24 protein-coding genes are annotated in these 23,144 nt (G+C 61.8%); 6 read left to right on the top strand and 18 right to left on the bottom strand.

What is annotated here, in order from left to right; translation table 11 throughout:
- Nucleotides 1–10 precede the first annotated feature (10 nt).
- The 4 genes from L8K08_RS08575 to L8K08_RS08560 all read left to right on the top strand — a co-directional run bounded on the left by L8K08_RS08575 (nucleotide 11) and on the right by L8K08_RS08560 (nucleotide 3,523).
- Nucleotides 11–349, top strand: a complete 339-nt coding sequence (locus L8K08_RS08575; protein ID WP_083357362.1) for a YbaB/EbfC family nucleoid-associated protein — start codon at nucleotides 11–13, stop codon at nucleotides 347–349.
- Nucleotides 350–482: 133 nt separating this feature from the next.
- On the top strand, nucleotides 483–1,517 hold the full coding sequence (locus tag L8K08_RS08570) for an NADP-dependent oxidoreductase (RefSeq protein ID WP_242195840.1): 1,035 nt from the start codon (nucleotides 483–485) through the stop codon (nucleotides 1,515–1,517).
- A 66-nt stretch (nucleotides 1,518–1,583) separates the two neighbouring features.
- Entirely contained in the window at nucleotides 1,584–2,186 is a 603-nt protein-coding gene (recR, locus tag L8K08_RS08565) for a recombination mediator RecR (protein ID WP_106576337.1), read from the top strand.
- A 188-nt stretch (nucleotides 2,187–2,374) separates the two neighbouring features.
- The gene (locus tag L8K08_RS08560) at nucleotides 2,375–3,523 is read left to right on the top strand and encodes an acyl-CoA dehydrogenase family protein (RefSeq protein ID WP_242195837.1); all 1,149 of its coding nucleotides are present in this window, start codon (nucleotides 2,375–2,377) and stop codon (nucleotides 3,521–3,523) included.
- Between the two features lie 108 nt (nucleotides 3,524–3,631).
- Here the strand turns inward: L8K08_RS08560 and L8K08_RS08555 are convergent, their stop codons facing one another.
- Both L8K08_RS08555 and fnr read right to left on the bottom strand, forming a co-directional pair.
- On the bottom strand, nucleotides 3,632–4,180 hold the full coding sequence (locus tag L8K08_RS08555) for an adenine phosphoribosyltransferase (protein WP_145159059.1): 549 nt from the start codon (nucleotides 4,178–4,180) through the stop codon (nucleotides 3,632–3,634).
- A gap of 81 nt (nucleotides 4,181–4,261) precedes the next feature.
- Nucleotides 4,262–4,996 carry a fumarate/nitrate reduction transcriptional regulator Fnr gene (gene fnr, locus L8K08_RS08550; protein ID WP_106576340.1) on the bottom strand — a complete coding sequence of 245 codons (735 nt, stop codon included), beginning with the start codon at nucleotides 4,994–4,996 and terminating at the stop codon, nucleotides 4,262–4,264.
- A 153-nt stretch (nucleotides 4,997–5,149) separates the two neighbouring features.
- On the opposite strand from fnr, the gene L8K08_RS08545 reads away from it, so the two are divergent.
- Entirely contained in the window at nucleotides 5,150–5,620 is a 471-nt protein-coding gene (locus L8K08_RS08545; RefSeq protein WP_242195834.1) for a hypothetical protein, read from the top strand.
- A 7-nt stretch (nucleotides 5,621–5,627) separates the two neighbouring features.
- Here the strand turns inward: L8K08_RS08545 and hemN are convergent, their stop codons facing one another.
- The 14 genes from hemN to ccoN (L8K08_RS08475) all read right to left on the bottom strand — a co-directional run bounded on the left by hemN (nucleotide 5,628) and on the right by ccoN (L8K08_RS08475) (nucleotide 19,641).
- A complete protein-coding gene (gene hemN, locus L8K08_RS08540; protein WP_242195832.1) occupies nucleotides 5,628–7,010 on the bottom strand; it encodes an oxygen-independent coproporphyrinogen III oxidase in 1,383 nt (460 codons plus the stop codon).
- Between the two features lie 102 nt (nucleotides 7,011–7,112).
- Complete coding sequence (locus L8K08_RS08535) at nucleotides 7,113–7,796, bottom strand: sulfite exporter TauE/SafE family protein (protein ID WP_242195829.1); 684 nt, start codon at nucleotides 7,794–7,796, stop codon at nucleotides 7,113–7,115.
- Complete coding sequence (gene ccoS, locus L8K08_RS08530; protein ID WP_017735332.1) at nucleotides 7,789–8,001, bottom strand: cbb3-type cytochrome oxidase assembly protein CcoS; 213 nt, start codon at nucleotides 7,999–8,001, stop codon at nucleotides 7,789–7,791. The genes L8K08_RS08535 and ccoS overlap by 8 nt, the downstream gene beginning before the upstream one ends.
- Before the next feature lie 22 nt (nucleotides 8,002–8,023).
- On the bottom strand, nucleotides 8,024–10,474 hold the full coding sequence (locus L8K08_RS08525; RefSeq protein WP_242195826.1) for a heavy metal translocating P-type ATPase: 2,451 nt from the start codon (nucleotides 10,472–10,474) through the stop codon (nucleotides 8,024–8,026).
- Between the two features lie 102 nt (nucleotides 10,475–10,576).
- Nucleotides 10,577–11,116, bottom strand: a complete 540-nt coding sequence (locus L8K08_RS08520) for a FixH family protein (protein ID WP_106576345.1) — start codon at nucleotides 11,114–11,116, stop codon at nucleotides 10,577–10,579.
- Nucleotides 11,117–11,131: 15 nt separating this feature from the next.
- Nucleotides 11,132–12,547, bottom strand: coding sequence for a cytochrome c oxidase accessory protein CcoG (gene ccoG, locus L8K08_RS08515; RefSeq protein WP_145159047.1), 1,416 nt, complete (start codon nucleotides 12,545–12,547; stop codon nucleotides 11,132–11,134).
- 337 nt (nucleotides 12,548–12,884) lie between these two features.
- Nucleotides 12,885–13,862, bottom strand: a complete 978-nt coding sequence (gene ccoP, locus L8K08_RS08510) for a cytochrome-c oxidase, cbb3-type subunit III (protein WP_242195823.1) — start codon at nucleotides 13,860–13,862, stop codon at nucleotides 12,885–12,887.
- Nucleotides 13,859–14,044: a CcoQ/FixQ family Cbb3-type cytochrome c oxidase assembly chaperone gene (locus tag L8K08_RS08505; protein WP_003193169.1), complete on the bottom strand. Its 186-nt coding sequence runs from the start codon at nucleotides 14,042–14,044 to the stop codon at nucleotides 13,859–13,861. Before L8K08_RS08505 ends, ccoP (L8K08_RS08510) begins: the two co-directional genes overlap by 4 nt.
- 5 nt (nucleotides 14,045–14,049) lie before the next feature.
- Nucleotides 14,050–14,658, bottom strand: coding sequence for a cytochrome-c oxidase, cbb3-type subunit II (gene ccoO / locus L8K08_RS08500; RefSeq protein WP_242195820.1), 609 nt, complete (start codon nucleotides 14,656–14,658; stop codon nucleotides 14,050–14,052).
- Complete coding sequence (gene ccoN / locus L8K08_RS08495; RefSeq protein ID WP_106576348.1) at nucleotides 14,658–16,100, bottom strand: cytochrome-c oxidase, cbb3-type subunit I; 1,443 nt, start codon at nucleotides 16,098–16,100, stop codon at nucleotides 14,658–14,660. Before ccoN (L8K08_RS08495) ends, ccoO (L8K08_RS08500) begins: the two co-directional genes overlap by 1 nt.
- A gap of 349 nt (nucleotides 16,101–16,449) precedes the next feature.
- On the bottom strand, nucleotides 16,450–17,397 hold the full coding sequence (gene ccoP, locus L8K08_RS08490; protein ID WP_242195816.1) for a cytochrome-c oxidase, cbb3-type subunit III: 948 nt from the start codon (nucleotides 17,395–17,397) through the stop codon (nucleotides 16,450–16,452).
- Nucleotides 17,394–17,594, bottom strand: a complete 201-nt coding sequence (locus tag L8K08_RS08485; RefSeq protein ID WP_106576350.1) for a cbb3-type cytochrome c oxidase subunit 3 — start codon at nucleotides 17,592–17,594, stop codon at nucleotides 17,394–17,396. Before L8K08_RS08485 ends, ccoP (L8K08_RS08490) begins: the two co-directional genes overlap by 4 nt.
- Before the next feature lie 3 nt (nucleotides 17,595–17,597).
- Entirely contained in the window at nucleotides 17,598–18,206 is a 609-nt protein-coding gene (ccoO, locus tag L8K08_RS08480; RefSeq protein ID WP_065909614.1) for a cytochrome-c oxidase, cbb3-type subunit II, read from the bottom strand.
- 10 nt (nucleotides 18,207–18,216) lie between these two features.
- Nucleotides 18,217–19,641: a cytochrome-c oxidase, cbb3-type subunit I gene (gene ccoN / locus L8K08_RS08475; protein ID WP_242195813.1), complete on the bottom strand. Its 1,425-nt coding sequence runs from the start codon at nucleotides 19,639–19,641 to the stop codon at nucleotides 18,217–18,219.
- 79 nt (nucleotides 19,642–19,720) lie between these two features.
- Between ccoN (L8K08_RS08475) and L8K08_RS08470 the strand changes: the two genes are divergently transcribed.
- Complete coding sequence (locus L8K08_RS08470; protein ID WP_242195810.1) at nucleotides 19,721–20,413, top strand: alpha/beta family hydrolase; 693 nt, start codon at nucleotides 19,721–19,723, stop codon at nucleotides 20,411–20,413.
- Between the two features lie 102 nt (nucleotides 20,414–20,515).
- Here L8K08_RS08470 and L8K08_RS08465 read toward each other — a convergent pair whose 3' ends face one another.
- Both L8K08_RS08465 and L8K08_RS08460 read right to left on the bottom strand, forming a co-directional pair.
- Nucleotides 20,516–22,081, bottom strand: a complete 1,566-nt coding sequence (locus L8K08_RS08465; RefSeq protein WP_145159037.1) for a PAS domain-containing methyl-accepting chemotaxis protein — start codon at nucleotides 22,079–22,081, stop codon at nucleotides 20,516–20,518.
- A gap of 74 nt (nucleotides 22,082–22,155) precedes the next feature.
- Nucleotides 22,156–22,947 (bottom strand): CPBP family intramembrane glutamic endopeptidase, encoded by a 792-nt coding sequence (locus L8K08_RS08460; protein ID WP_242195807.1) that lies wholly within the window; start codon nucleotides 22,945–22,947, stop codon nucleotides 22,156–22,158.
- Nucleotides 22,948–23,144: the final 197 nt, after the last annotated feature.

The following is a 23,144-nucleotide window of genomic DNA, read 5'->3' as shown; positions in this document are numbered from 1 at the left end:
GGTGATTCCCATGATGAAAGGTGGCATGGCCGGCCTGATGAAGCAGGCACAGCAGATGCAGGAAAAGATGGCCAAGATGCAGGAAGAACTGGCCAACGCCGAAGTCACCGGTAAAGCCGGTGGCGATATGGTTAGCGTGGTGATGACCGGTCGTCACGACATCAAGCGCGTGAGCATCGACCCAAGCGTATTGCCAGGCACCAGCGAAGATGACCTGGAAATGCTTGAAGCGCTGTTCGCCGCGGCCGTCAACGACGCCGTGCGCAAGATCGAAGCCAACAGCCAGGACAAAATGTCCGGCGTGACCGCTGGCATGCAACTGCCACCGGGCATGAAGATGCCGTTCTGATGGTCTAGCCTTGGCTAGAATCAAATGCCAGGCCCAGTGCCTGGCATTTTTGTTTGTGCCGATCCAATCGAACCCTGGCGTGGCAAGCATGGTCTGCACCCTATACCGACGCATTCGATAAAGGAGCCCCCTCATGCCTCAAGAATCCATTCTCAACCAGCGCATCGTGCTGGTCTCGCGCCCGCAAGGTGCGCCAACTCCTGAAAACTTTCGCCTGGAGCGCGTGAATTTGCCGGAGCTGGCGGACGGCCAGGTGCTCTTGAAAACGCTGTACCTGTCGCTCGACCCGTACATGCGCGGCCGCATGAGCGACGCACCGTCCTACGCCGCACCGGTGGAAATCGACGAGGTAATGACCGGTGGCGCTGTCAGCCGTATCGAGCAGTCGCGTAATCCGAAATTTGAAGTTGGCGACTTGGTCGTCGGTTCCACGGGCTGGCAGAGCCACAGCATCAGCGACGGCCGTAACCTGATGCCGGTGCCCGGTGGCCTGGCCAGCCCGTCGATGGCGCTGGGTGTGCTGGGGATGCCGGGCATGACGGCGTACATGGGGTTGATGGATATTGGTCAGCCTCAGGCCGGCGAGACCCTGGTCGTCGCGGCGGCGTCCGGCGCAGTCGGCTCGGTGGTGGGCCAGGTGGCCAAGCTCAAGGGCTTGCGCGTGGTGGGCATCGCCGGTGGCGCGGACAAGTGCCGTTACGTGGAGGACGAGCTGGGTTTTGACGCGTGCATCGATCACAAGAGCGCCAACTTTGCCCAAGAGCTGGCCCTGGCGTGCTCCAACGGCGTGGACATCTATTATGAAAACGTCGGTGGCAAGGTCTTCGACGCGGTGTTGCCGCTGCTCAATCCCAAGGCACGCATTCCCTTGTGCGGCCTGATTGCCGGCTACAACGCCCATGAAGCCCCAAGCGGGCCGGACCGGCTGCCCGCGTTGCAACGCACTTTGCTGACCAAACGCGTGCGCATCCAGGGTTTTATCGTGTTTGACGACTATGGCGATCGCCAGCCCGAATTCCTCAGCGCCATGGCGCCGTGGGTGCGGGATGGCAAGATCAAGTTCCGCGAAGACGTGGTGGAGGGCCTGGAGCAGGCGCCCGAAGCCTTTATCGGTTTGCTCGAGGGACGCAACTTCGGCAAGTTGGTGGTACGCGTCGCGCAGGATTGACCATTTGACGCTAATCCGGGGCGCGGGTATAAACCGCGTCTCGTTGTTTTGTCGGACCATTCGCTCATGAGCTTCAGCCCCCTGATTCGCCAACTGATCGACGCCTTGCGCACCTTGCCGGGTGTCGGTCAGAAAACCGCCCAGCGTATGGCGCTGCAACTGCTGGAGCGTGATCGCAGCGGTGGCACCCGGTTGGCCCAGGCCTTGAGCCAGGCCATGACCGGTGTGGGCCACTGTCGCCAGTGCCGCACCCTCACCGAAGAAGACCTTTGCCCGCAATGCGCCGACCTGCGTCGCGACGACACGCTGCTGTGCGTGGTGGAAGGGCCGATGGATGTGTACGCGGTGGAACAGACCGGCTATCGCGGGCGCTACTTCGTGCTCAAGGGCCATTTGTCGCCGCTCGATGGCCTGGGGCCGGAAGCCATCGGCATTCCGCAGTTGGTGGCGCGCATTGAAGAGCAGGGCACGTTTACCGAGGTGATCCTGGCGACCAACCCGACGGTGGAAGGCGAAGCCACCGCGCATTACATCGCCCAGCTGCTGACCAATAAAGGCTTGATTACCTCGCGCATCGCCCATGGCGTGCCGTTGGGCGGCGAGCTGGAATTGGTGGACGGCGGGACACTGGCGCATTCGTTTGCAGGCCGCAAGCCGATCGCCCTCTAAGCCACACCGCTGTTCAAATGTGGGAGCTGGCTTGCCTGCGATGGCGGAGTGTCAGGCGACATCGACGTCTCTGCTCCAACGCCATCGCAGGCAAGCCAGCTCCCACAGTGGTTTTGTGGTGTAAGGGGGATCTTGAAAACCAAGCAAGCGCTTGGTAATTTCGCTCCACCCCACCGTGGAGCTTGCCGATGTCTGCCTATCAGGACTACTTCGACCCCAGCCACCAATTGGTTCGCGACAGCGTGCGCCGTTTTGTCGAGCGCGAGATGTTGCCGGGCATTGAGCAGTGGGAGGAAGCGCAAAGCTTTCCCCGTGAGTTGTACCTCAAGGCCGGCGCGGCGGGAATCCTCGGCATTGGTTACCCCGAAAGCCTGGGCGGCAGTCACGAAGGTGACCTGTTCGCCAAGGTCGCCGCCAGCGAAGAGCTGATGCGCTGCGGCTCCGGTGGTGTGGTGGCTGGCCTGGGTTCGCTGGATATCGGCCTGCCACCGGTCGTCAAATGGGCGCGGCCCGAGGTGCGCGAGCGCGTTGCGCCTCCGGTATTGGCCGGCGAGAAGATCAGCGCGCTGGCGGTTACCGAGCCGGGTGGCGGCTCCGATGTCGCCAACCTGCAAACCCGCGCCATCCGCGATGGCGAGCATTACCGCGTGAGCGGCAGCAAAACCTTTATCACCAGCGGCGTGCGTGCCGACTTCTACACGGTCGCGGTGCGCACCGGCGGGCCCGGCTTTGGCGGCATCAGCTTATTGCTCATCGAGAAAGACACGCCCGGTTTCACGGTCGGCCAGCCGCTGAAGAAAATGGGTTGGTGGGCATCGGACACGGCTGAGTTGTTTTTCGACGATTGCCGCGTGCCGGTGGGCAACCTGATCGGCGTCGAGAACATGGGCTTTGCCTGCATCATGGGCAACTTCCAGAGTGAGCGCCTGGCCCTGGCGCTGATGGCCAATATGACCGCGCAGCTTGCATTGGAGGAGAGTCTCAAATGGGCCGCCCAGCGCGAAGCGTTCGGCAAACCCATCGGCAAATTCCAGGTGCTCAAGCACCGGCTGGCGGAAATGGCCACGGCGGTGGAGGTTTCGCGGGAATTCACCTACCGCCAGGCGGCGAAGATGGCGGCCGGCAAAAGTGTGATCAAGGAGATTTCCATGGCCAAGAACCTGGCCACCGACACCGCCGACCGCTTGACTTATGACGCGGTGCAGATCCTTGGCGGCCAGGGTTACATGCGTGGCAATTTGGTGGAGCGGCTGTACCGCGACAATCGCATCCTGTCCATCGGCGGCGGCACGCGCGAAGTGATGAATGAAATCATCAGCAAGCAGATGGGGCTTTGATCGGTGGTGGTCTTTGGGACGCTATCGCAGGCAAGCCAGCTCCCACATTGGAACGCGGTCACTTGTGGGAGCCGGGCTTGCCCGCGATGAGGCCCTGACAGACGCCTCTTAACGCTCGGTCAACGCAAACTGCGTCAGGCAAAACGTCGGAATGCCCATGTCTTGCAGGCGTTGCGAGCCGCCCAGTTCCGGCAGGTCGATAATCGCCGCCGCCTCGAAAATCCTCGCGCCCATGCGCCGCACCAGATTGGCCGCCGCGATCAGGGTGCCGCCGGTGGCGATCAGGTCATCGAACATCAGCACCGAGTCGCCTTCGCACAGGCTGTCTGCGTGCACTTCAAGAAACGCTTCGCCGTACTCGGTCTGATAACCCTCGGCCAGCACGTCAGCCGGCAGCTTGCCCTGTTTGCGGAACAGAATCAGCGGTTTGTTCAGTTGGTAGGCGATGATCGAGCCGATCAGAAAGCCGCGTGCATCCATCGCGCCGATGTGGGTGAAGTCGGCTTCGACATAACGCTGGGCAAAGCTGTCGGCGACCAGGCGCAGGGCGCGGGGCGATTGGAACAGTGGGGTGATGTCACGAAAGATAACCCCAGGCTTGGGGAAGTCGATGACAGGGCGGATCAGGGATTTGATGTCGAACGAATCGAAGGTCATCGTCGAAGAGTCCTGGGAGCGGAAAACGGACTCGAAGTATACCTGCGGCCTCGCCGATTGGCGCGGCCGCAAGCGGCTGGATCAACCTTCCAGGGAACCGCCGGCCAGCGCGCACAGTTGGATCGGATCGAGGATATGCACTTCCTTGCCTTCAGCGGCAATCAGCTCGTTTTGCTGGAAGCGCGTGAACACGCGGGACACGGTTTCCACCGCCAGGCCCAGGTAGTTGCCGATTTCATTGCGCGACATGCTCAGGCGGAACTGATTGGCCGAGAACCCACGGGCACGGAAACGCGCCGACAGGTTGACCAGAAACGTGGCGATCCGCTCGTCGGCGGTTTTCTTCGACAACAACAGCATCATCTGCTGGTCGTCGCGAATCTCGCGGCTCATCACACGCATCAACTGGCGACGCAACTGCGGCAATTGCAGGGCCAGTTCATCCAGGCGTTCGAAGGGGATTTCGCACACCGATGTCGTCTCCAGCGCCTGGGCCGACACCGGGTGAATCTCGGTGTCCATGCCGGACAGCCCGACCAGTTCGCTGGGCAGGTGGAAGCCGGTGATCTGCTCTTCGCCACTGTCGCTGAGGCTGAACGTCTTCAACGCGCCTGAACGTACTGCATAAACGGAATCGAATTTGTCGCCCTGGCGAAATAAAAACTCGCCCTTTTTCAGCGGGCGCCCGCGTTTAACGATTTCGTCCAGCGCTTCCATGTCTTCCAGATTCAACGAAAGTGGCAGGCAGAGGGGGGCCAGGCTGCAATCCTTGCAGTGAGCCTGGCTGTGAGCGCGCAGTTTGACTGGCTCGGACATTTCTTAAATCCTTGTGGGAAAACACACATAAGACGTAAGGGTAACGCACCGAGGGGGGATCAGACCAGCGTGTACAAAAAAGCGGCACGTGCATAAAGGTTTTTGTATCGATACCGATACATAGGTAAATCCCTATGAGCTGGAGCTCAGGTCATGTCGGTAATCCCTTTCAATAACCCTGTCATTACTACCAAGGCCCCGCAGGTTTTGACGGCCGCTGATGCGCTTGCGGGCAAAAAGGTCGATGACAAAACTGCGCCTCCACCCACGCCCGGCGAAGGTGTGGTGGTGAAGATATCCGGGGCAGGGCTCAAGGCTTCTCAAGCCGGTAGCAACCCTAACCAGGACATCGACGACAGCAATCTGAAAGACAACATCAAACAGCTGCTGAAAATGATCCGCGAACTCAGGAAACAGCTTGCCGAGAAGATGGCTCAGCTTTCAGCAGCCATGAATGACACGGCCCTGAGCCCGGAGGCACGCCAGGCGAAGGTCGCCGGTTTGCAGGGGGATATTGCTTCGATTCAGTCCGGGTTGATGACCGCTCAGGGGCAGTTGTCCAAGTCGCTGAAAGATGAGTCGCCTGAAGCTCAAATGGAAGCAATGACGCTGCTGTCCAAATAATTCAGGCCTAGATCACCCGCGAGAATCGTTGCCTGTTCTGGTGCTCCAGGTAGGCATCGAACACCATGCACACCGAGCGCACCAGCAAGCGCCCGGCAGGCAATACGCGAATGCCCTGAGCATCAAGCTCGATCAGGCCATCGGCGGCCATCGTCTGCAGCTGCGGCCATAGCTCGTCGAAATAGCCGCGAAAATCGATGTTGAAGGCCTGTTCGATCTGCTCGAATTTCAGGCTGAAGGTGCAGATCAACTGCTGAATCACTTCGCGCCGCAACCGATCATCCGTGGTGCACACCAAGCCACGGCTGATAGCCAGTTGCGCACCGGCCAGGGCGTTCTGGTAGTGGTTGAGGTCACTGCTGTTCTGGCAGTACAGGTCGCCGATCTGGCTGATCGCCGACACGCCCAGCCCGATCAGGTCGCAATGCCCGTGGGTGGTGTAGCCCTGAAAGTTACGCTGCAACGTGCCTTCTTCCTGGGCGACGGCCAGTTCGTCATCCGGCAGCGCGAAGTGGTCCATGCCGATGTAGCGATAGCCCGCGCGGGTCAACTGCTCGATGGTGGTTTGCAGCATCAGCAGTTTTTCGGCCGGGGAGGGCAGGTCGTCGGTGTTGATCCGCCGTTGCGGCATGAAACGCTCCGGCAAATGCGCGTAGTTGAACACCGACAGGCGATCCGGTTGCAGGCTGATCACTTCCTCCACCGTGCGTGCGAAGTTGATCGGCGTTTGTTTGGGCAGCCCGTAGATCAGGTCGATATTGATCGAGCGAAACTGCAAGGTGCGCGCTGCATCGATCACGGCGCGGGTTTCTTCCAGGCTCTGCAGGCGGTTGACCGCACGCTGCACCTCGGGGTCGAGGTCTTGCAGGCCGATGCTCACACGGTTGAAACCCAATTCACGCAGCAGGCCCATGGTCGCCCAGTCGGCTTCACGCGGGTCGATTTCAATGCCGTAGTCGCCAGAATCATCGTCGAGCAAGTTGAAGTGCTGGCGCAGGCGTGCCATGACCTGGCGCAGTTCGTCGTGGCTCAGAAAGGTCGGTGTGCCGCCGCCAAAGTGCAACTGCTCGACCGGCTGCTTCGGGTCGAGGTGGCAGGCCACCAGTTGGATTTCCTGCTCCAGGCGTTGCAGGTAAGCCTGGGCGCGGCCACGGTCCTTGGTGATTACCTTGTTGCAGGCGCAGTAGTAGCAAATGTTCGCGCAGAACGGCACATGCACATACAGCGACAAGGGGCGCACGGCCTTGCGGCTGTCGCGCAGGGCGTGGAGCAGGTCGAAAGTGCCGACCTGGCTGTCGAATTGCACGGCGGTGGGGTAGGACGTGTAGCGCGGCCCCGCCAAGTCGTAGCGGTGAATCAGATCTGTGTCCCAACGAATGGCGTCGAGCATGCGGGCGGTCCCCCGGATTGGCTAGTGGGCCGAGTCTAGGGGCGCGCCGGGCAGGGCATGTTGATTTGCATCAACGGGGAGCGGCGCTATGCCACATGGCGATTAATGGCCCATTAGCCAGTGTTGGTGCGGACCGGGCAATGTCCACAGGCCAAATAGAATTACCAGCAAGCCTCCCGCCACACGCACGCTGCGTTTGCGCAGCACGGCTGTGACGCGTTCAGCGGCCAGCCCGGTCGCCAGCAACACCGGCCAGGTGCCGAGCCCGAACGCCAGCATCAGCAACGCACTGTCCGCCGCATTGCCTTGGCTCGCCGCCCACAGCAACGTGCTGTAGACCAGGCCGCACGGCAGCCAGCCCCACAGCGCGCCCAACAGCAACGCGCGCGGCAGGCTGGATACCGGCAGCAAACGGTTGGCGACGGGCTGTATATAGCGCCACAAGCCGCGACCTAGGCTTTCGATGCGCGTAAGGCCGCTCCACCAACCGGCCAGGTACAGGCCCATGCTGATCAGCAATAAACCGGCAAGCACACGCATGAACATCGCCGCCGGGCTGTTGGCTACCGCCCAGCCGGCCAGGCCGATCAGTAAGCCCGCGGCGGCATAGCTGAGGATGCGCCCCAGGTTGTACGCCAGCAGCAGGCGAAAGCGCCGACTGCGTTGCTCTTTGGGGATCGCCAACGTCAGTGCGCCCATCAACCCGCCGCACATGCCCAGGCAATGGCCGCCGCCCAGCAGGCCAAGGATCAGCGCGGAGACCAGCAGCGGCGCCAGTTCAAGCATGGGGCGGATCTTTGGGCGGTTGCTCGGGCCCGTTGGCTTCGTCGACAGCCGCCAGGTGGTTCGGGTCCTGGTCATCAAACAGCACGCTGTGGGCCGGGCCGTCGAGGTCGTCGTACTGGCCGCTGTCCACCGCCCAGAAGAAGATGTAGATGGCGACGCCGACTAACAGCAGCGCCGCTGGAATCATCACGTATAGAGCTGGCATCTGCACTCCATGCCCACGCGGCTCAGGCCGGCAGTGGGCGGGTTACTAAGGGGGCGCTTGCAGTCGGCGCGCTCGGCAGGCGAGTCAGGCGCAAGGCGTTGAGCACCACAGTCAACGAGCTGAGGGACATGCCGATCGCCGCCCAGATCGGCGTGATCCAGCCGAGCGCGGCAAACGGCAGCATAAGGCCATTGTACAGTCCGGCCCACAGCAGGTTTTCGAGGATTACCCGACGGCTGCGCCGCGCCAGGGTAAAGGCCTGCACCAATGCGTCGAGTCGATTGGACAACAGCACGGCATCGGCGCTGGTTTTCGCCAGGTCCGTGGCCGAGCCCATTGCCACACTGATATCGGCAGCGGCGAGCACCGGCACATCGTTGACGCCATCGCCAAGCATCAGCACTTTGCGGCCTTCCTTGTGCAACTGTTGCAGCACCTGCAGTTTGTCGTCGGGGCGCAGGCCGCCGTGGGCTTCGTCAATGCCCAGTTCGCAGGCAACGCTGGCCACCATCGGCGAGCTGTCACCGGACAGCAGCAACGTGCGCCAACCGCGCGCTTTGCATGCCGCCAACAGGGCCGGCGCGTCGCTGCGCAGACGGTCATCCAGCACGAACCAGGCGAGCGCGCCGTCACGATCACCCAGCAGCAGCCACTGGCCCGCGTCGTCTGGCGAGGCGGGAGTTGGGCAACCGCTCAATTGGCAGACAAACCCCGGTTGGCCGATACGCAGTTGGCGCTCACCCACACGGCCTTCCAGGCCCAGGCCGGGGAAACTCAGGACTTCTTCGGCGGCCAGCGGCGCACGGCCAAAAGCCCGCGCAATCGGGTGTTCGGAGCGGTTTTCCAGGGCGGCGGCGAGGCTCAGGCAATCATCGCTGTTCAGCGCGCCCAAGGGATGGGTCGCACGTAACGCCAGGCGGCCTTCGGTGAGGGTGCCGGTCTTGTCGAAAATCACCGTGTCGATCTGGTTCAGGCCTTCCAGCACATGCCCGCGAGTCAGTAACAGCCCGAGTTTATGCAGCGTACCCGTGGCGGCGGTGAGGGCGGTTGGCGTGGCCAAAGAGAGCGCGCACGGGCAGGTCGCCACCAGCATCGCCAACACAATCCAGAACGCCCGCGAGGCGTCCAGTTCCCACCACAGCAGGCCGATCACCGCCGCGGCGATCAGCGAGCACAGCAGAAACCATTGCGCGGCACGGTCGGCGATTTGCGCCAGGCGCGGTTTTTCGGCCTGGGCACGCTCCAGCAGGCGCACGATGGCGGACAGCCGCGTGTCATGGCCCAGGGCGCGGACCTCAACCGTCAGCGCACCTTCGACGTTGAGTGTGCCGGCCGTCACCACATCGCCCACGTGGCGTGGCTGCGGCAGGTATTCGCCGGTGAGCAGGGCTTCATCGATGCTTGACTGGCCGTCGAGGATGACGCCGTCTGCCGGCAGCACCGCGCCGGGGTGTACCAGCACGCGGTCACCCACGGCCAATTCGCTGAGCAGAATGCGTTCGCTCTGGCCGTCAGCTTTCAGGCGCAGGCACGAGGCGGGCAACAGGTTGACCAGTTGAGCGGCGGCGGCGGCCGTGCGTTCCCGCGCTCGGCGCTCCAGGTAACGGCCGGCCAGCAGGAACAGCGCGAACATGCCCACCGCATCGAAATACAGCTCGCCGACGCCGGTGATGGCGGTCCAGATGCCGGCCAGATACGCGCCGCCAATCGCCAGGGACACCGACACGTCCATCGTCAGGTGGCGCGTGCGCAGGTCGCGCAGCGCACCTTTGAAGAAGGGCGCGCAGCTGTAGAACACGATGGGCGTGGTCAGAAACATCGCCACCCAGCGCAGGATCGCGTGCAGCTCCGGGCTCAGGTCGATATTGAATTCGGGCCAAGTGGCCATGGTCGCCATCATCGCCTGGAACCACAGCAACCCCGCGACCCCCAATTGGCGCAAGGCCAGACGGTTTTCGCCGGCCAACTGCTCGGCGGCGCGGTCAGCCTGATAAGGGTGGGCGGCGTAGCCGATATGGCGCAGCTCGCTGAGCAACTGGCTCAGCGGCAATTGCCCGTCGGCCCAGCGCACGTGCAGGCGGTGGTTGGACAGGTTCAGCCGCGCCTCGGCCACCGCAGGCAGGCTGCGCAGGTGTTTTTCGATCAGCCAGCCACAGGCCGCGCAGCTGATGCCTTCCATCAACAGGGTGGTTTCGGCGAGGTCACCGTCATGGCGCACAAAGGGTTTTTGCACGTCGGCGCGGTCGTACAGGGCCAACTCGTCCACCAGTTGCACCGGCAGCGCCTCGGGGTTGGCCGAGGCATCGCTGCGGTGCTGGTAATAGCTTTCCAGCCCGCCGGCCACAATGGCTTCGGCCACCGCCTGACAGCCCGGGCAGCACAGTTCGCGGCGCTCGCCGAGGATCACGGCGGTGAACCGGCTGCCGGACGGGACGGGCAGGGCGCAGTGGTAGCAGGGGGTTGGGGTGCTCATGGGTTTAGATCTTAGTCGGCTGGGAGGGCCTCATCGCGGGCAAGCCCGGCTCCCACAGCAATGGGGAGCCGGCTTGCCCGCGATGCGCGAAGCGCAGGCTTATTACTTCTTCAGGTCTTCAGCGCCCTGCAACGGCTCATCACCCAGCAGCAAGTCCTTGTCGTGGCTGACCTGTTCTTCTTCGAACAGGCGCCAGGTCCTGTCGCCCTCGACGCCGAGCAATTCCACAAAGCGTCGGCCTTCGACCTTGTCGGTGACCTGGCCAATGTAGCGGCCCGGTTCACTGTCGCTGCGCGCCAGATTGATCTTGCGATCCTTCTCCGGCTGGGTCGGAGAAATCAGGTTCAGTTCCAGGGTGGTCGGGTTGCTGTTGCCGGTCAGGTGCAGGTCGACTTCACCGGTCAGTTCGTCCAGGTGCACCGCGGCGCGCAGTTGCAGGGTCTGGGCCAGCAACTCGCGGTCCAGGGAACGGTTGATGCCTTTGCCGGCCTCGTAGTAGTTGTCGTTGACCAGGTTGTCCGGGTTCTTCACCGCAATGGTCACCATGGACAAGGTCAAGGTCACCGAACAGGTCAGGATCCCAATGATGATCCACGGCCAGAGGTGCTTGTACCAAGGGCTTGCGGCAGTAGCTGCGGGCATTGTCGTGCTCTCTTGTTAACGAACTTGTGGGCCGATGAAACGGCTCTTGGCTTCAATGTGGACGCTGTCGTCATCGGCATCCCTGAGGATGAATGTCACCTCGTTGGTGCTCGACGGCAGTTGCTCGGGTGCGCTCGACAACTCGACCGGCAGGCTGAGGATTTCCCCGGCCGCCACTTTGATCTCGCGTCGACCCTGCAGCTTGAGGTCCGGCAGGCCCGAGGCGTCGAGCACGTAGGTGTGGTCGCGCTGGTCCTTGTTCATGATCTTCAGGCTGTAGACGTTTTCGATGCGGCCTTCGGCGTTTTCACGGAACAGCACACGGTCTTTGCTGACGTCGAAACCGACCAGCGAGCGCATGAAAAATGCACCGACCAACAGGCTGATCATTGCCAGCAATACCAGCGCGTAACCGATCAGGCGCGGGCGCAATTTATGGGTTTTCTGCCCCGACAGGTTGTGCTCGGTGGTGTAGCTGATCAGGCCGCGCGGATATTCCATTTTGTCCATGATGTTGTCGCACGCGTCGATACACGCAGCGCAGCCGATGCACTCGATCTGCAGGCCGTCGCGGATGTCGATACCGGTGGGGCACACCTGCACGCACATCGTGCAATCGATGCAGTCGCCCAGGCCCTGGGCCTTGTAGTCGGTGCCTTTTTTACGCGGGCCACGCACTTCGCCACGGCGTGGGTCGTAGGAAACGATCAGGGTGTCCTTGTCGAACATCACGCTTTGAAAACGCGCGTACGGGCACATGTAGATGCACACCTGTTCGCGCAGCCAGCCGGCATTGCCATAGGTGGCCAGGGTGAAAAAGCCGACCCAGAAGTACGACCAGCCGTCGGCCTGGCCGGTGAAGAAGTCGAACACCAGCTCGCGGATCGGCGAGAAGTAGCCAACGAACGTCATGCCGGTGACAAAGCCGATCAACAGCCACAGCGTGTGCTTGCTGAATTTGCGCAGGAACTTATTGGCGCCCATCGGCGCCTTGTCGAGCTTGATGCGCTGGTTGCGGTCGCCTTCGGTGACCTTTTCACACCACATGAAGATCCAGGTCCACACGCTTTGCGGGCAGGTATAGCCACACCACACGCGACCGGCGTACACGGTGATAAAGAACAGGCCAAAGGCGGCCACGATCAGAATGCCCGACAGCAGAATGAAATCCTGGGGCCAGAAGGTCGCGCCAAAAATGAAGAATTTACGCTCCGGCAAGTTCCACCAAACCGCCTGATGCCCGCCCCAGTTCAGCCACACCGTGCCGAAGTACAGCAGGAACAAAACGGCGCCGCCCAGCATCCGCAAGTTGCGGAACAAGCCGGTAAAGGCGCGGGTGTAGATTTTCTCTCGCGACGCATACAGGTCGACGGACTGACTGGCGTTTTTGGCAGGCGGGGTAACGTCATGTACCGGTATTTGGTTGCTCATCATTGCATCCCACGGCGGTGGAGATTTGCCTCGGCCAGTACGTGCCAACCGGGGTCAAAAATAGGCTCTTGCAGTGGCGTAATGATACGCCTGCGGCAGTGCTGCACGGGTGCGACCTTTGGTCGCGTTGGGGGAAATCAATTGATGGTGTAAGTGATCTGGATCAATTGACTTGTGAAGTATGGTCGGTTTTGGCTGTGTTGCAGATTTGCAGGCAGTCGAATGCGCTCCAAATGTGCGAGGGGGCTTGCCCCCGATTGCGGCATGTCAGTTGATCAACTGTCACTGAGGCACCGCTATCGGGGCCAAGCCCCCTCCCACCGTTTGCTTTTGTGTCTTACTGCTCTTCAGCCGGCTTGTCGCCATGGGACAGGCTGTAAACATAGGCCGCCAGCAAGTGCACCTTGTCATTGCCTTGCAGCAACTCCTGCGCTGGCATCTGGCCCTGACGGCCATAACGAATGGTCTGCTGCAGTTGCGCAAAACTCGAACCGTAGATGAATGCACCCGGGTGGGTCAGGTCCGGCGCGCCCATCGCGGGCGTGCCTTTACCGGCAGGGCCGTGGCAGGCCACGCAGTTGGCGGCGAAGAGTTTCGCGCCGTTGGCCACATCGGCTTTGGCGCCTTCCGGCAGTTTGCGACCGTCGAGGTTGGTCACCACAAAGCCCGCCACGTCAGCCACGCCTTGCTCGCCAATGACTTCGGCCCAGGCCGGCATCACCGCGTGGCGGCCTTTCATGATGGTTTCCTTGATGGTCGCCGGCTCGCCGCCCCAGCGCCAATCGGCGTCGGTCAGGTTGGGAAAGCCATAGGCGCCCTTGGCGTCGGAACCGTGGCACACCGAGCAGTTGGAGGCGAACAGTCGGCCGCCCATCTTCAAGGCTTGCGGGTCCTTGGCAACCTCTTCAATCGGCATCGCAGCGAATTTGGCGAAGATCGGGCCGAACTTGGCCTCCGACCTGGCCATTTCCTTTTCCCATTCGTGCACGCCGGTCCAGCCGGTCTGGCCGTTGGCGAAGGGGGTTTGCTTGTCGTTGTCGAGGTAGTTGTAGCCCGGCAGCAGGCCTTTCCAATTGCCAAGCCCTGGGTACAACGCCAGGTAGCCGAGGGCGAAGATGATGGTGCCGACGAACAGCATGAACCACCACTTGGGCAGCGGGTTGTCGTATTCCTCGATGCCATCGAACGAGTGGCCGACGGTCTCGTCCGTCTGCTCGGTGCGCTGGCCCTTGCGGGTCGACAGCAGCAGCCAGGTCAGGGCGAAGATGGTACCCAGACTGAGGACTGTGACGTACAGACTCCAGAACGTAGTCATTCTTTGTTACTCCTAGACGCTTGCTCGACGTGCTTGATGGCTTCGGGGTCATCCGCAAAAGGCAACATGGTTGCGTCGTCAAACTCCGACTTGCGCCTGGGGCTGAACACCCACAGCGCCAGGCCGATAAAGGCCACCATCACCACAACGGTGCCCAGGCCACGAATCATCCCGATATCCATGCAGATCACCGTTTGCTTTTGATGATGGTGCCAAGGCCTTGCAGGTAGGCCACCAGTGCGTCCATTTCGGTCTTGCCCTTGACGGCTGCGGCTGCACCGGCGATGTCTTCATCGGAGTAGGGCACGCCCAGGGTGCGCAAGACTTCCATCTTCTTCGCGGTGTCCTTGCCGTCGAGCTTGTTTTCCACGAGGAACGGGTAGGCCGGCATTTTCGACTCCGGCACCACGTTGCGCGGGTTATACAAGTGCGCGCGGTGCCAGTCGTCCGAGTAACGTGCGCCGACGCGGGCCAGGTCCGGGCCGGTGCGCTTGGAGCCCCACAGGAACGGGTGGTCCCACACGCTTTCGCCGGCCACCGAGTAGTGACCGTAGCGTTCGGTTTCGGCGCGGAACGGGCGGATCATCTGCGAGTGGCAGCCCACGCAACCGTTGGCGATGTAGACGTCGCGGCCTTCCAGTTCAAGCGCGGTGCGCGGCTTCATGCCTTCGACCGGCTTGTTGGTCACGTCCTGGAAAAACAGCGGAACGATCTGGGTCAGGCCGCCGATACTCACGGCGATGACCATGAAGAAGGCCAGCAGGCCGATATTCTTCTCGACTACTTCATGCTTCATCAGTGAGCTCCCACAACGGCGATCTTGGCGGCGGCTTCAGCCTCTACAGGGTCGGAGGCACGCACGGTGCGCCAGACGTTGTAGGCCATCAACAGCATGCCGCTGGCAAAGAACGCACCGCCCAGGGCGCGGACGATGTAGCCCGGATGGCTGGCTTGCAGCGCTTCGACGAAGGAGTAGGTGAGCGTGCCGTCATCGTTGATCGCACGCCACATCAGGCCCTGGGTGATGCCGTTGACCCACATCGAGGCGATGTAGAGCACGGTGCCGATGGTGGCCAGCCAGAAGTGCGCATTGATCAGCCCGACGCTGTGCATCTGCGCACGGCCGAACAGTTTGGGGATCATGTGATACAGCGCGCCGATGGAGATCATCGCCACCCAGCCCAACGCGCCGGCGTGGACGTGGCCGATGGTCCAGTCGGTGTAGTGGGACAGCGAGTTGACGGTCTTGATCGCCATCATCGGCCCTTCGAAGGTCGACATGCCGTAGAACGCCAGCGACACCACGAGGAAGCGCAGGATCGGGTCGGTGCGCAATTTATGCCAGGCGCCCGACAGGGTCATCATGCCGTTGATCATGCCGCCCCAGCTGGGGGCCAGCAGGATGATCGACATCGCCATGCCCAGCGACTGCGCCCAATCCGGCAGCGCGGTGTAGTGCAGGTGGTGCGGGCCGGCCCAGATGTACAGGGTGATCAGCGCCCAGAAGTGCACGATGGACAGGCGATAGGAGTAGATCGGACGCTCGGCCTGTTTGGGCACGAAGTAATACATCATCCCCAGGAAGCCGGTGGTGAGGAAGAACCCCACCGCGTTGTGGCCGTACCACCACTGGATCATCGCGTCCGTCGCCCCGGCGTAGGCCGAGTAGGACTTGAACCAGCTCACCGGCAAGGACGCGTGGTTGACGATGTGCAGCATCGCCGTGACCAGGATGAAGGCACCGTAGAACCAGTTACCCACATAAATGTGCTTGGTCTTGCGCTTGACGATGGTGCCGAAGAACACCACGGCGTAGGTCACCCAGACGATGGCCAGCAAAATGGCGATCGGCCATTCCAGCTCGGCGTATTCCTTGGTGGTGGTGTAGCCCAGCGGCAGGGTGATGATGGCGCCGAGGATCACGGCTTGCCAGCCCCAGAAGGTGAAGGCGGCGAGGCCGTCGGAGATCAGTCGCGTCTGGCAGGTTCGCTGCACGACATAGTAGGAGGTGGCAAACAATGCACATCCGCCGAAGGCGAAAATCACCAGGTTGGTGTGCAGCGGGCGCAGGCGGCCGAAGGTCGTCCATGGCAAACCGAAATTCAATTCCGGCCAAACCAGTTGCGAGGCGATGAACACCCCGAGCCCCATGCCAAGGATCCCCCAGACCACCGTCATGATGGCGAACTGGCGGACTACCTTATAGTTATAAGCAGTCGGACTGATTGCTGTGCTCATTCTAAGGTTCCACGGTTTAGGTTTTTTTATAGTTGAAATCGGCCGCAAGTATGGACAAACCGAGGGGCCATTGCAACGCAATGGCTGACCTGTATCAATGCGTTCCGGGCCAGATTCTGCGACCTTTCCATGTTTGGCGTAAGGACAAAATCAGAAATCGAAAGCTGATCGAGTGGACAGGAATTTTTTCAGGTCGCAACGGCAGTCGCCTGATACGCCAAAACCGGTCACTGTTGGGCAAGCGTAGACCCGAATGGCAGCAGGGGAAAGTTGGGGTGGGCAGGGGTGTGACACTTGGTCGCTGAGGGAAGGCAGGACTGCCGCCCCAGGTTGGGGCGGCAGTCTACGGTTACTCGGTTGGGCTTTCTGGCGTTGCGCCATCAGCGTTATGGGACAAGCTGTACACATAGGCCGCGAGCAGGTGCACTTTGTCATTGCCTTGCAGCACGTCCTGCGCTGGCATCTGGCCTTGGCGGCCGTGGCGAATGGTCTGCTGCAGTTGCGCCAGGCTGGTGCCGTAGATGAAACCGGCAGGCTCGGTCAGGTTCGGCGCGCCCATGGCTTCCATGCCGTGGCCTTGTGGGCTGTGGCAGGCGACGCAGGTGGTATTGAAGGCGGCTTGACCGGCCGCCAGATCGGCGGTGCTGTCGGCGGGTAATGGCAGCTTGGCCAGGTCGTGACGCACAAAGGCGGCGACGTTCTTCACACCCTCTTCGCCCAATATTTCACCCCAGGCCGGCATTGCCGCGTGGCGACCATTCAGGATGGTCGTCTTGATCGCTTCCGCCGAACCGCCCCAGCGCCAGAGGTTGTCCGCCAGGTTCGGGAAGCCATACGCGCCCTTGGCATCCGAGCCGTGGCACACCGCGCAGTTGGAGGCAAACAGGCGGCCGCCCATCTTCAGTGCTTGTGGGTCCTTGGCGACTTCTTCCACCGGCATCGCCGCGAATTTGGCGAAGATCGGCCCGAACCTGGCGTCGGCCTTGGCCATTTCCTTGTCCCATTCCTTGGTCTGGGTCCAGCCGCCTTCATAGCCCGGCAACACGCCTTTCCAGTTACCCAGGCCCGGGTAGAGGATCAGGTAGCCGACCGCAAACACCAGGGTGCCGGCGAACAGCATGAACCACCACTGCGGCAGCGGGTTGTCGTATTCCTCGATGCCATCGAAGGCGTGGCCCATGGTCTGGTCGACGCTGCCCTTGGTTTCGCCCTTGCGGGTGCCGATCAATAGCCAGGTCAGGCCGATCAGGCTGCCGAGGGTCAATACGCAGATCCATGTACTCCAGAAGGTCGTCATGGGCGAGTGCTCCTTGTTGCAGGCTCTTCTTGAGCGTCGGATGGAGTAGGTTCATCGGCAAACGGCAGCAGGCGGGCCTGCTCGAATTCCGCGTTGCGCCGGTTGTTGAACACCCACAGCGACAGGCCGATAAAAGCGATGGCGACCACCAGCGTGCCAAGGCCGCGGATGGTGCCCGCGTCAAATTCAAATCCCATGGCTCACCTCTTGCTCTTGATGGCAGTGCCGAGCACTTGCAGGTACGCAACCAGCGCGTCCATCTCGGTCTTGCCCTTGAGGCTGGCGACGGCGCCACTGATGTCGTCGTCGGTGTAGGGCACGCCGAGGGTGCGCATCACTTTCAACTTGGTTTCGGTGTGGCTGCTGTCGACCGGCGCGGTGACCAGCCATGGGTAGGCCGGCATTTTTGACTCCGGCACCACGTTGCGCGGGTTGTACAGGTGCGCGCGGTGCCAGTCGTCCGAGTAGCGCGCGCCAACGCGGGCCAGGTCTGGCCCGGTGCGCTTGGAGCCCCACAGGAACGGATGGTCCCACACGCTTTCGCCCGCCACCGAGTAGTGGCCGTAGCGCTCGGTTTCGGCACGGAACGGGCGGATCATCTGCGAGTGGCACTGCACGCAGCCTTCGCGGATGTAAATGTCGCGGCCTTCCAGTTGCAGCGCGGTATAGGGCTTCATGCCTTCGACCGGCTTGTTGGTCACGTCCTGAAAGAACAGCGGGACGATCTGGGTCAGGCCGCCGATGCTCACGGCCAGCACCATCAGCAGCATCAGCAGGCCGACGTTCTTTTCAATCGTTTCGTGTTTCATCACTGACTCCTCAGGCCATTTGCGCGACAGGGGCGGCTTCGGCAGGTTGCGCCGAGCGCACGGTGCGCCACGTGTTGTAAGCCATCAGGAACATGCCGCTGAGGAACACGGCACCGCCCACCAGCCGCACGATGTAGCCAGGGTGACTGGCCACCAGGGTTTCGACGAAGGAGTAGGTCAAGGTGCCGTCTTCGTTGACCGCACGCCACATCAGGCCCTGGGCGATGCCGTTAACCCACATCGAGGCGATGTAGAGCACGGTGCCGATGGTGGCCAGCCAGAAGTGCGCGTTGATCAGGCCGAGGCTGTACATCTGCTCGCGGCCGAACACTTTGGGGATCATGTGGTACAGCGCGCCGATGGAAATCATCGCCACCCAGCCCAGCGCGCCGGCGTGTACGTGGCCGATGGTCCAGTCGGTGTAGTGGGAGAGGGCGTTGACCGTCTTGATGGCCATCATCGGCCCTTCGAAGGTCGACATGCCGTAGAACGCCAGCGACACCACCAAAAAGCGCAGGATCGGGTCGCTGCGCAACTTATGCCAGGCGCCCGACAGCGTCATCATGCCGTTGATCATGCCGCCCCAGCTTGGGGCCAGCAGTACCAGCGACATCACCATGCCCAGTGACTGCGCCCAATCCGGCAGCGCGGTGTAGTGCAAGTGGTGAGGACCGGCCCAGATGTACAGGGTGATCAGTGCCCAGAAGTGCACGATGGACAGGCGATACGAATACACCGGGCGCTCGGCTTGCTTGGGCACGAAGTAATACATCATCCCGAGGAAACCGGCGGTGAGGAAAAAGCCTACCGCGTTGTGCCCATACCACCACTGCACCATGGCATCCGTCGCACCGCCGTAGAGGGAGTAGGACTTGGTCAGGCTAACCGGGATTTCCAGGTTGTTGACGATGTGCAGGATGGCCACGGTGATGATGAACGCGCCGAAGAACCAGTTGCCGACGTAGATGTGCTTGGTGTTGCGCTTCATGATCGTGCCGAAGAACACGATGGCGTAGGCCACCCAGACGATGGTGATCAGAATGTCGATCGGCCATTCCAGCTCGGCGTATTCCTTGGAACTGGTGTAGCCCAGCGGCAAGCTGATCGCGGCCAATAGAATCACGAGCTGCCAGCCCCAGAAGCAGAACGCGGCGATTTTCGGCGCGAACAGCTGCGTCTGGCAGGTGCGTTGTACCGAGTAGAAGGAGCTGGCGAACAGCGCGCAACCGCCGAAGGCAAAGATCACCGCGTTGGTGTGCAGCGGGCGCAAGCGGCCGAAGCTGGTCCAGGGCAAATCGAAGTTGAGTGCAGGCCAAACCAATTGGGCGGCGAGAAAAACCCCGAGCCCCATGCCGACGATGCCCCACACCACCGTCATAATGGTGAATTGGCGGACCACCTTGTAGTTATAGGCGGTACTTAAAGTAGTGTTCATGATTCCCCATCCACGGTTCAACCCAAGCCAATGCGGCACTTGGGCTGGAGTTATAGGCAGACTAAAAAGCGAGGCAAGCATGGGCAAAGAGCACAAGGCCAGTATTGACGGGGATCAATGGGCGCAGTGTGCGCGCGAGCGCGGCTGGTTGTGGGATGCGGCGACAGGCAACAGCGCGCGTGCGCCGGTGACGCTGATCCTCGCCCACGGTGCCGGTGCGCCCATGGACTCGGGGTTTATGAACGACATGGCTGCGCGCCTTGCCGGGCACGGCGTGAACGTGTTGCGCTTTGAATTCCCCTACATGGCCCAGCGCCGCTTGGACGGCGGCAAACGTCCGCCGAATCCGGCGCCGAAACTATTGCAAGCCTGGCGCGAGGTGTATGCCGAGGTGCGACGCCATGTCGCTGGCCAGTTGGCCGTTGGCGGCAAGTCCATGGGCGGCCGGATGGCCAGTTTGCTGGCGGATGAGTTGGGGGCAGGCGGGTTGGTGTGCCTGGGTTATCCATTTTATGCGGTGGGCAAGCCGGAGAAACCACGCACTGAGCATCTGGCCGGTCTGAAGACGCCGACGTTGATTGTGCAGGGTGAGCGCGATGCGCTGGGCAATCGGACGGCGGTGCAGGGGTATGCGTTGTCGCCGAGCATCGAGGTGATGTGGCTGGTGGCGGGGGATCATGATTTGAAGCCGTTGAAGGCCTCGGGGTTTAGCCATGAGCAGCATTTGGAGGCTGCGGCGGTGAAGGTCTCCGAGTTTCTCGCCGGCCTTTAGGGCCTCATCGCAGGCAAGCCAGCTCCCACATTTGACTGTATTCACAAATAGAAATGTGTGAACCCAATCCAATGTGGGAGCGGGCTTGCCCGCGATAGCGGTTTACCGGTTAAAACGCTCCACCAGCGAATACTGGGTATTCGCCGTATGCGTCAGCTCTTCACTCAACTGCGCCGAGTTCATCGCCTGCTCCGAGGTCTGATCCGCCAACAGCGCAATCGTGCTGATATTGCGGCTGATCTCTTCGGCCACGGCGCTTTGTTCTTCGGTGGCAGCGGCAATCTGCGTGGTCATGTCGGTGATGTTGGCCACCGCTTCACTGATGCCCACCAGCGCCTGATCCGCCTCCATCACGCGCGCCACACCTTCTTCGGCCTGGCGATGCCCGGCGTCCATGGTTTGCACGGCGGCAGCGGCGGTCTGCTGCAGTTTGGCGATCAGGGCGTGGATCTGCCCGGTGGACTCGGCGGTACGCTGCGCCAGTTGACGCACTTCGTCAGCCACCACTGCAAAGCCACGGCCCATTTCGCCGGCACGGGCCGCTTCGATGGCGGCGTTCAATGCCAGCAGGTTGGTCTGGTCGGCGATGCCTTTGATCACGTCCACCACGCCGCCGATTTCATCACTGTCCTTGGCCAGCTGGGTGACGGTTACACCGGTTTCACCCACGGCGACCGACAGGCGCTGGATCGCTTCGCGGGTTTCCCCGGCGATGTCGCGACCGCGACCGGTCAGGCGATTAGCTTCCTGGGTAGCGTCCGCCGTGCGCTGCACGTGGCTGGCCACTTCCTGGGTCGTTGCTGCCATCTGGTTGACGGCGGTGGCGACCTGCTCGGTTTCCACACGCTGGCGTTCCAGGCCGCTGGAGCTGTTGTGCGCCAGGGTGTTGGACTGCGCCGCCTGATCGTTGAGGTGCTCGGCCGTATCCTGCAAGCGAGTAAGGCACGTCTTCAGACGCGCTTCCTGGCTGAGAATCGACATCTCCAGCCGCGCTTGTGCGCCACGGCTGTCGGTGTACATCTGCGCGATCAGCGGGTCGGACGTGGTCTGCTCCGCCAGGCGCAGCAAACGCTTGAGGCCGCGCTGTTGCCAGCTCAGGCCCAGCAGGCCCAGCGGCACCGACAGCCCCGCCGCCAGGGCAAAGCCCCAGTGGGAGTTGAGCGACGCACCGATCATGAAGCTGAGCTGGCTGATCAGGATAAATGGCAGCCAGTCTTGCAGCACCGGCAGCCATTTGTCGCGCTGAGGCACGGCCGACTTGCCCTGGTTGATGCGTTGATAGAGCGCTTCGGCGCGGCGAATCTGCTCGGCGGTGGGCTTGATGCGCACCGATTCGTAGCCGATCACCTGGTTGCCATCGAAAACCGGCGTTACATAGGCGTTAACCCAGTAGTGATCGCCGGTCTTGCAGCGGTTCTTGACGATGCCCATCCATGGCAAGCCTTGTTTGAGCGTGGACCACATGTGCGCGAACACGGCCGACGGCACATCCGGGTGACGCACCAGGTTGTGCGGGGCACGGATCAACTCGTCACGGGTGAACCCACTGATTTCGACGAAGGCGTCGTTGCAGTAGGTGATCACACCTTTGGCGTCTGTGGTGGAGATCAACCGTTGCTGAGCGGGGAAGGTACGTTCGCGCTGGGTAACGGGTTGGTTATTACGCATGATTGTTCAATCCGCAAGGCTTTGATGGGTTGTCGGCCGTTGCAGGCATTTATTTAACTTATTTTTTGCAACAATCAGCCGGCCAGCATCGGATAGGTAAACAACCCGAAGTGAAGCAGATTCAAGCCAAAGTGCGTGGCAATCGCGGCGCCCAACCCGCCGAATCGATACGCCAGGCCATAACCGATGCCTGCAATGCTCGCCAGCAGCACCCAATGCCAGCCCGCGCCGAGGTGCACCAGGCCGAATAATAGCGAGGCCAGCAGCAGTGCCAGGTTTTCACCGTAGGGCAGGTGTTTGAAGCGTTGGCTCAGGCCGCCCTGGATATAGCCACGAAACAACGCCTCCTCCACCAGCGTCACCAGCAGCAGGTTGTTCAGGACCCACAGCCACGCCTGTTCCGGCCATTTGGGTGCCCAGTCGATCATCCCCAGCAATGTGGCGCCGCCCAGCGCAGCGACCGCCGTCAGGGTCAGTGCCAGGGCCGCGACGCAGATCGACAGGCGCAGCGTGCGACGCGCCACGATCCATGGGCAGGCCAGCAACAGCCAGAAGCCAATCAGCGGTTTGTCCTGGTTCAGGTACATTGAAAACGGTACCGAGTCAGGGGTAAAACGCTGCGGCGCGATACCGCGGCCGTTGTAGAAGCCCGGCAGCCAGTGCATCGCCAGACCCAGGGCCAGGACAATGAACAGGCCGTGGCCGAGGTAGCGCGCCCAAGGGCTGCGTTGCTGGCGCACGGCGTACCCGGCGATCAGCAGCATGGCCACCGACACGGCCGCCAGCGCGCCCAGTTGCCCGTAGGTCAGGGCCAGTCCGTAGCCAATCGAAAGAAGCACCAGGTACAGCCAGGGCAAAGCGATCATGTGAAATCCTTGGAAAAAACTGGCCGGCATTATAGCGACCGGCTTTCTGCGTCGGCATGAAAACTCTTCCACGCACGGCGCCTGGGTTAAGTGATTGCAAAACAGGAAGGCGGCTGGTTATAGTCGGCGCGTCGTTATCCCTTCAAAAAAGATCAGCACATGCCAGCTTCCCAGCGCATAGCGGTAGTCGATTCAGC

The sequence above is a fragment of the Pseudomonas sp. TREG-RG-20F-10-E-6-01 genome (assembly GCF_022662455.1).
In the GTDB taxonomy this organism is placed as follows: Bacteria; Pseudomonadota; Gammaproteobacteria; order Pseudomonadales; family Pseudomonadaceae; genus Aquipseudomonas.
The sequence above is the reverse complement of the archived record's forward strand: the minus strand, read 5'-3'. Positions and strand labels throughout refer to the sequence as shown.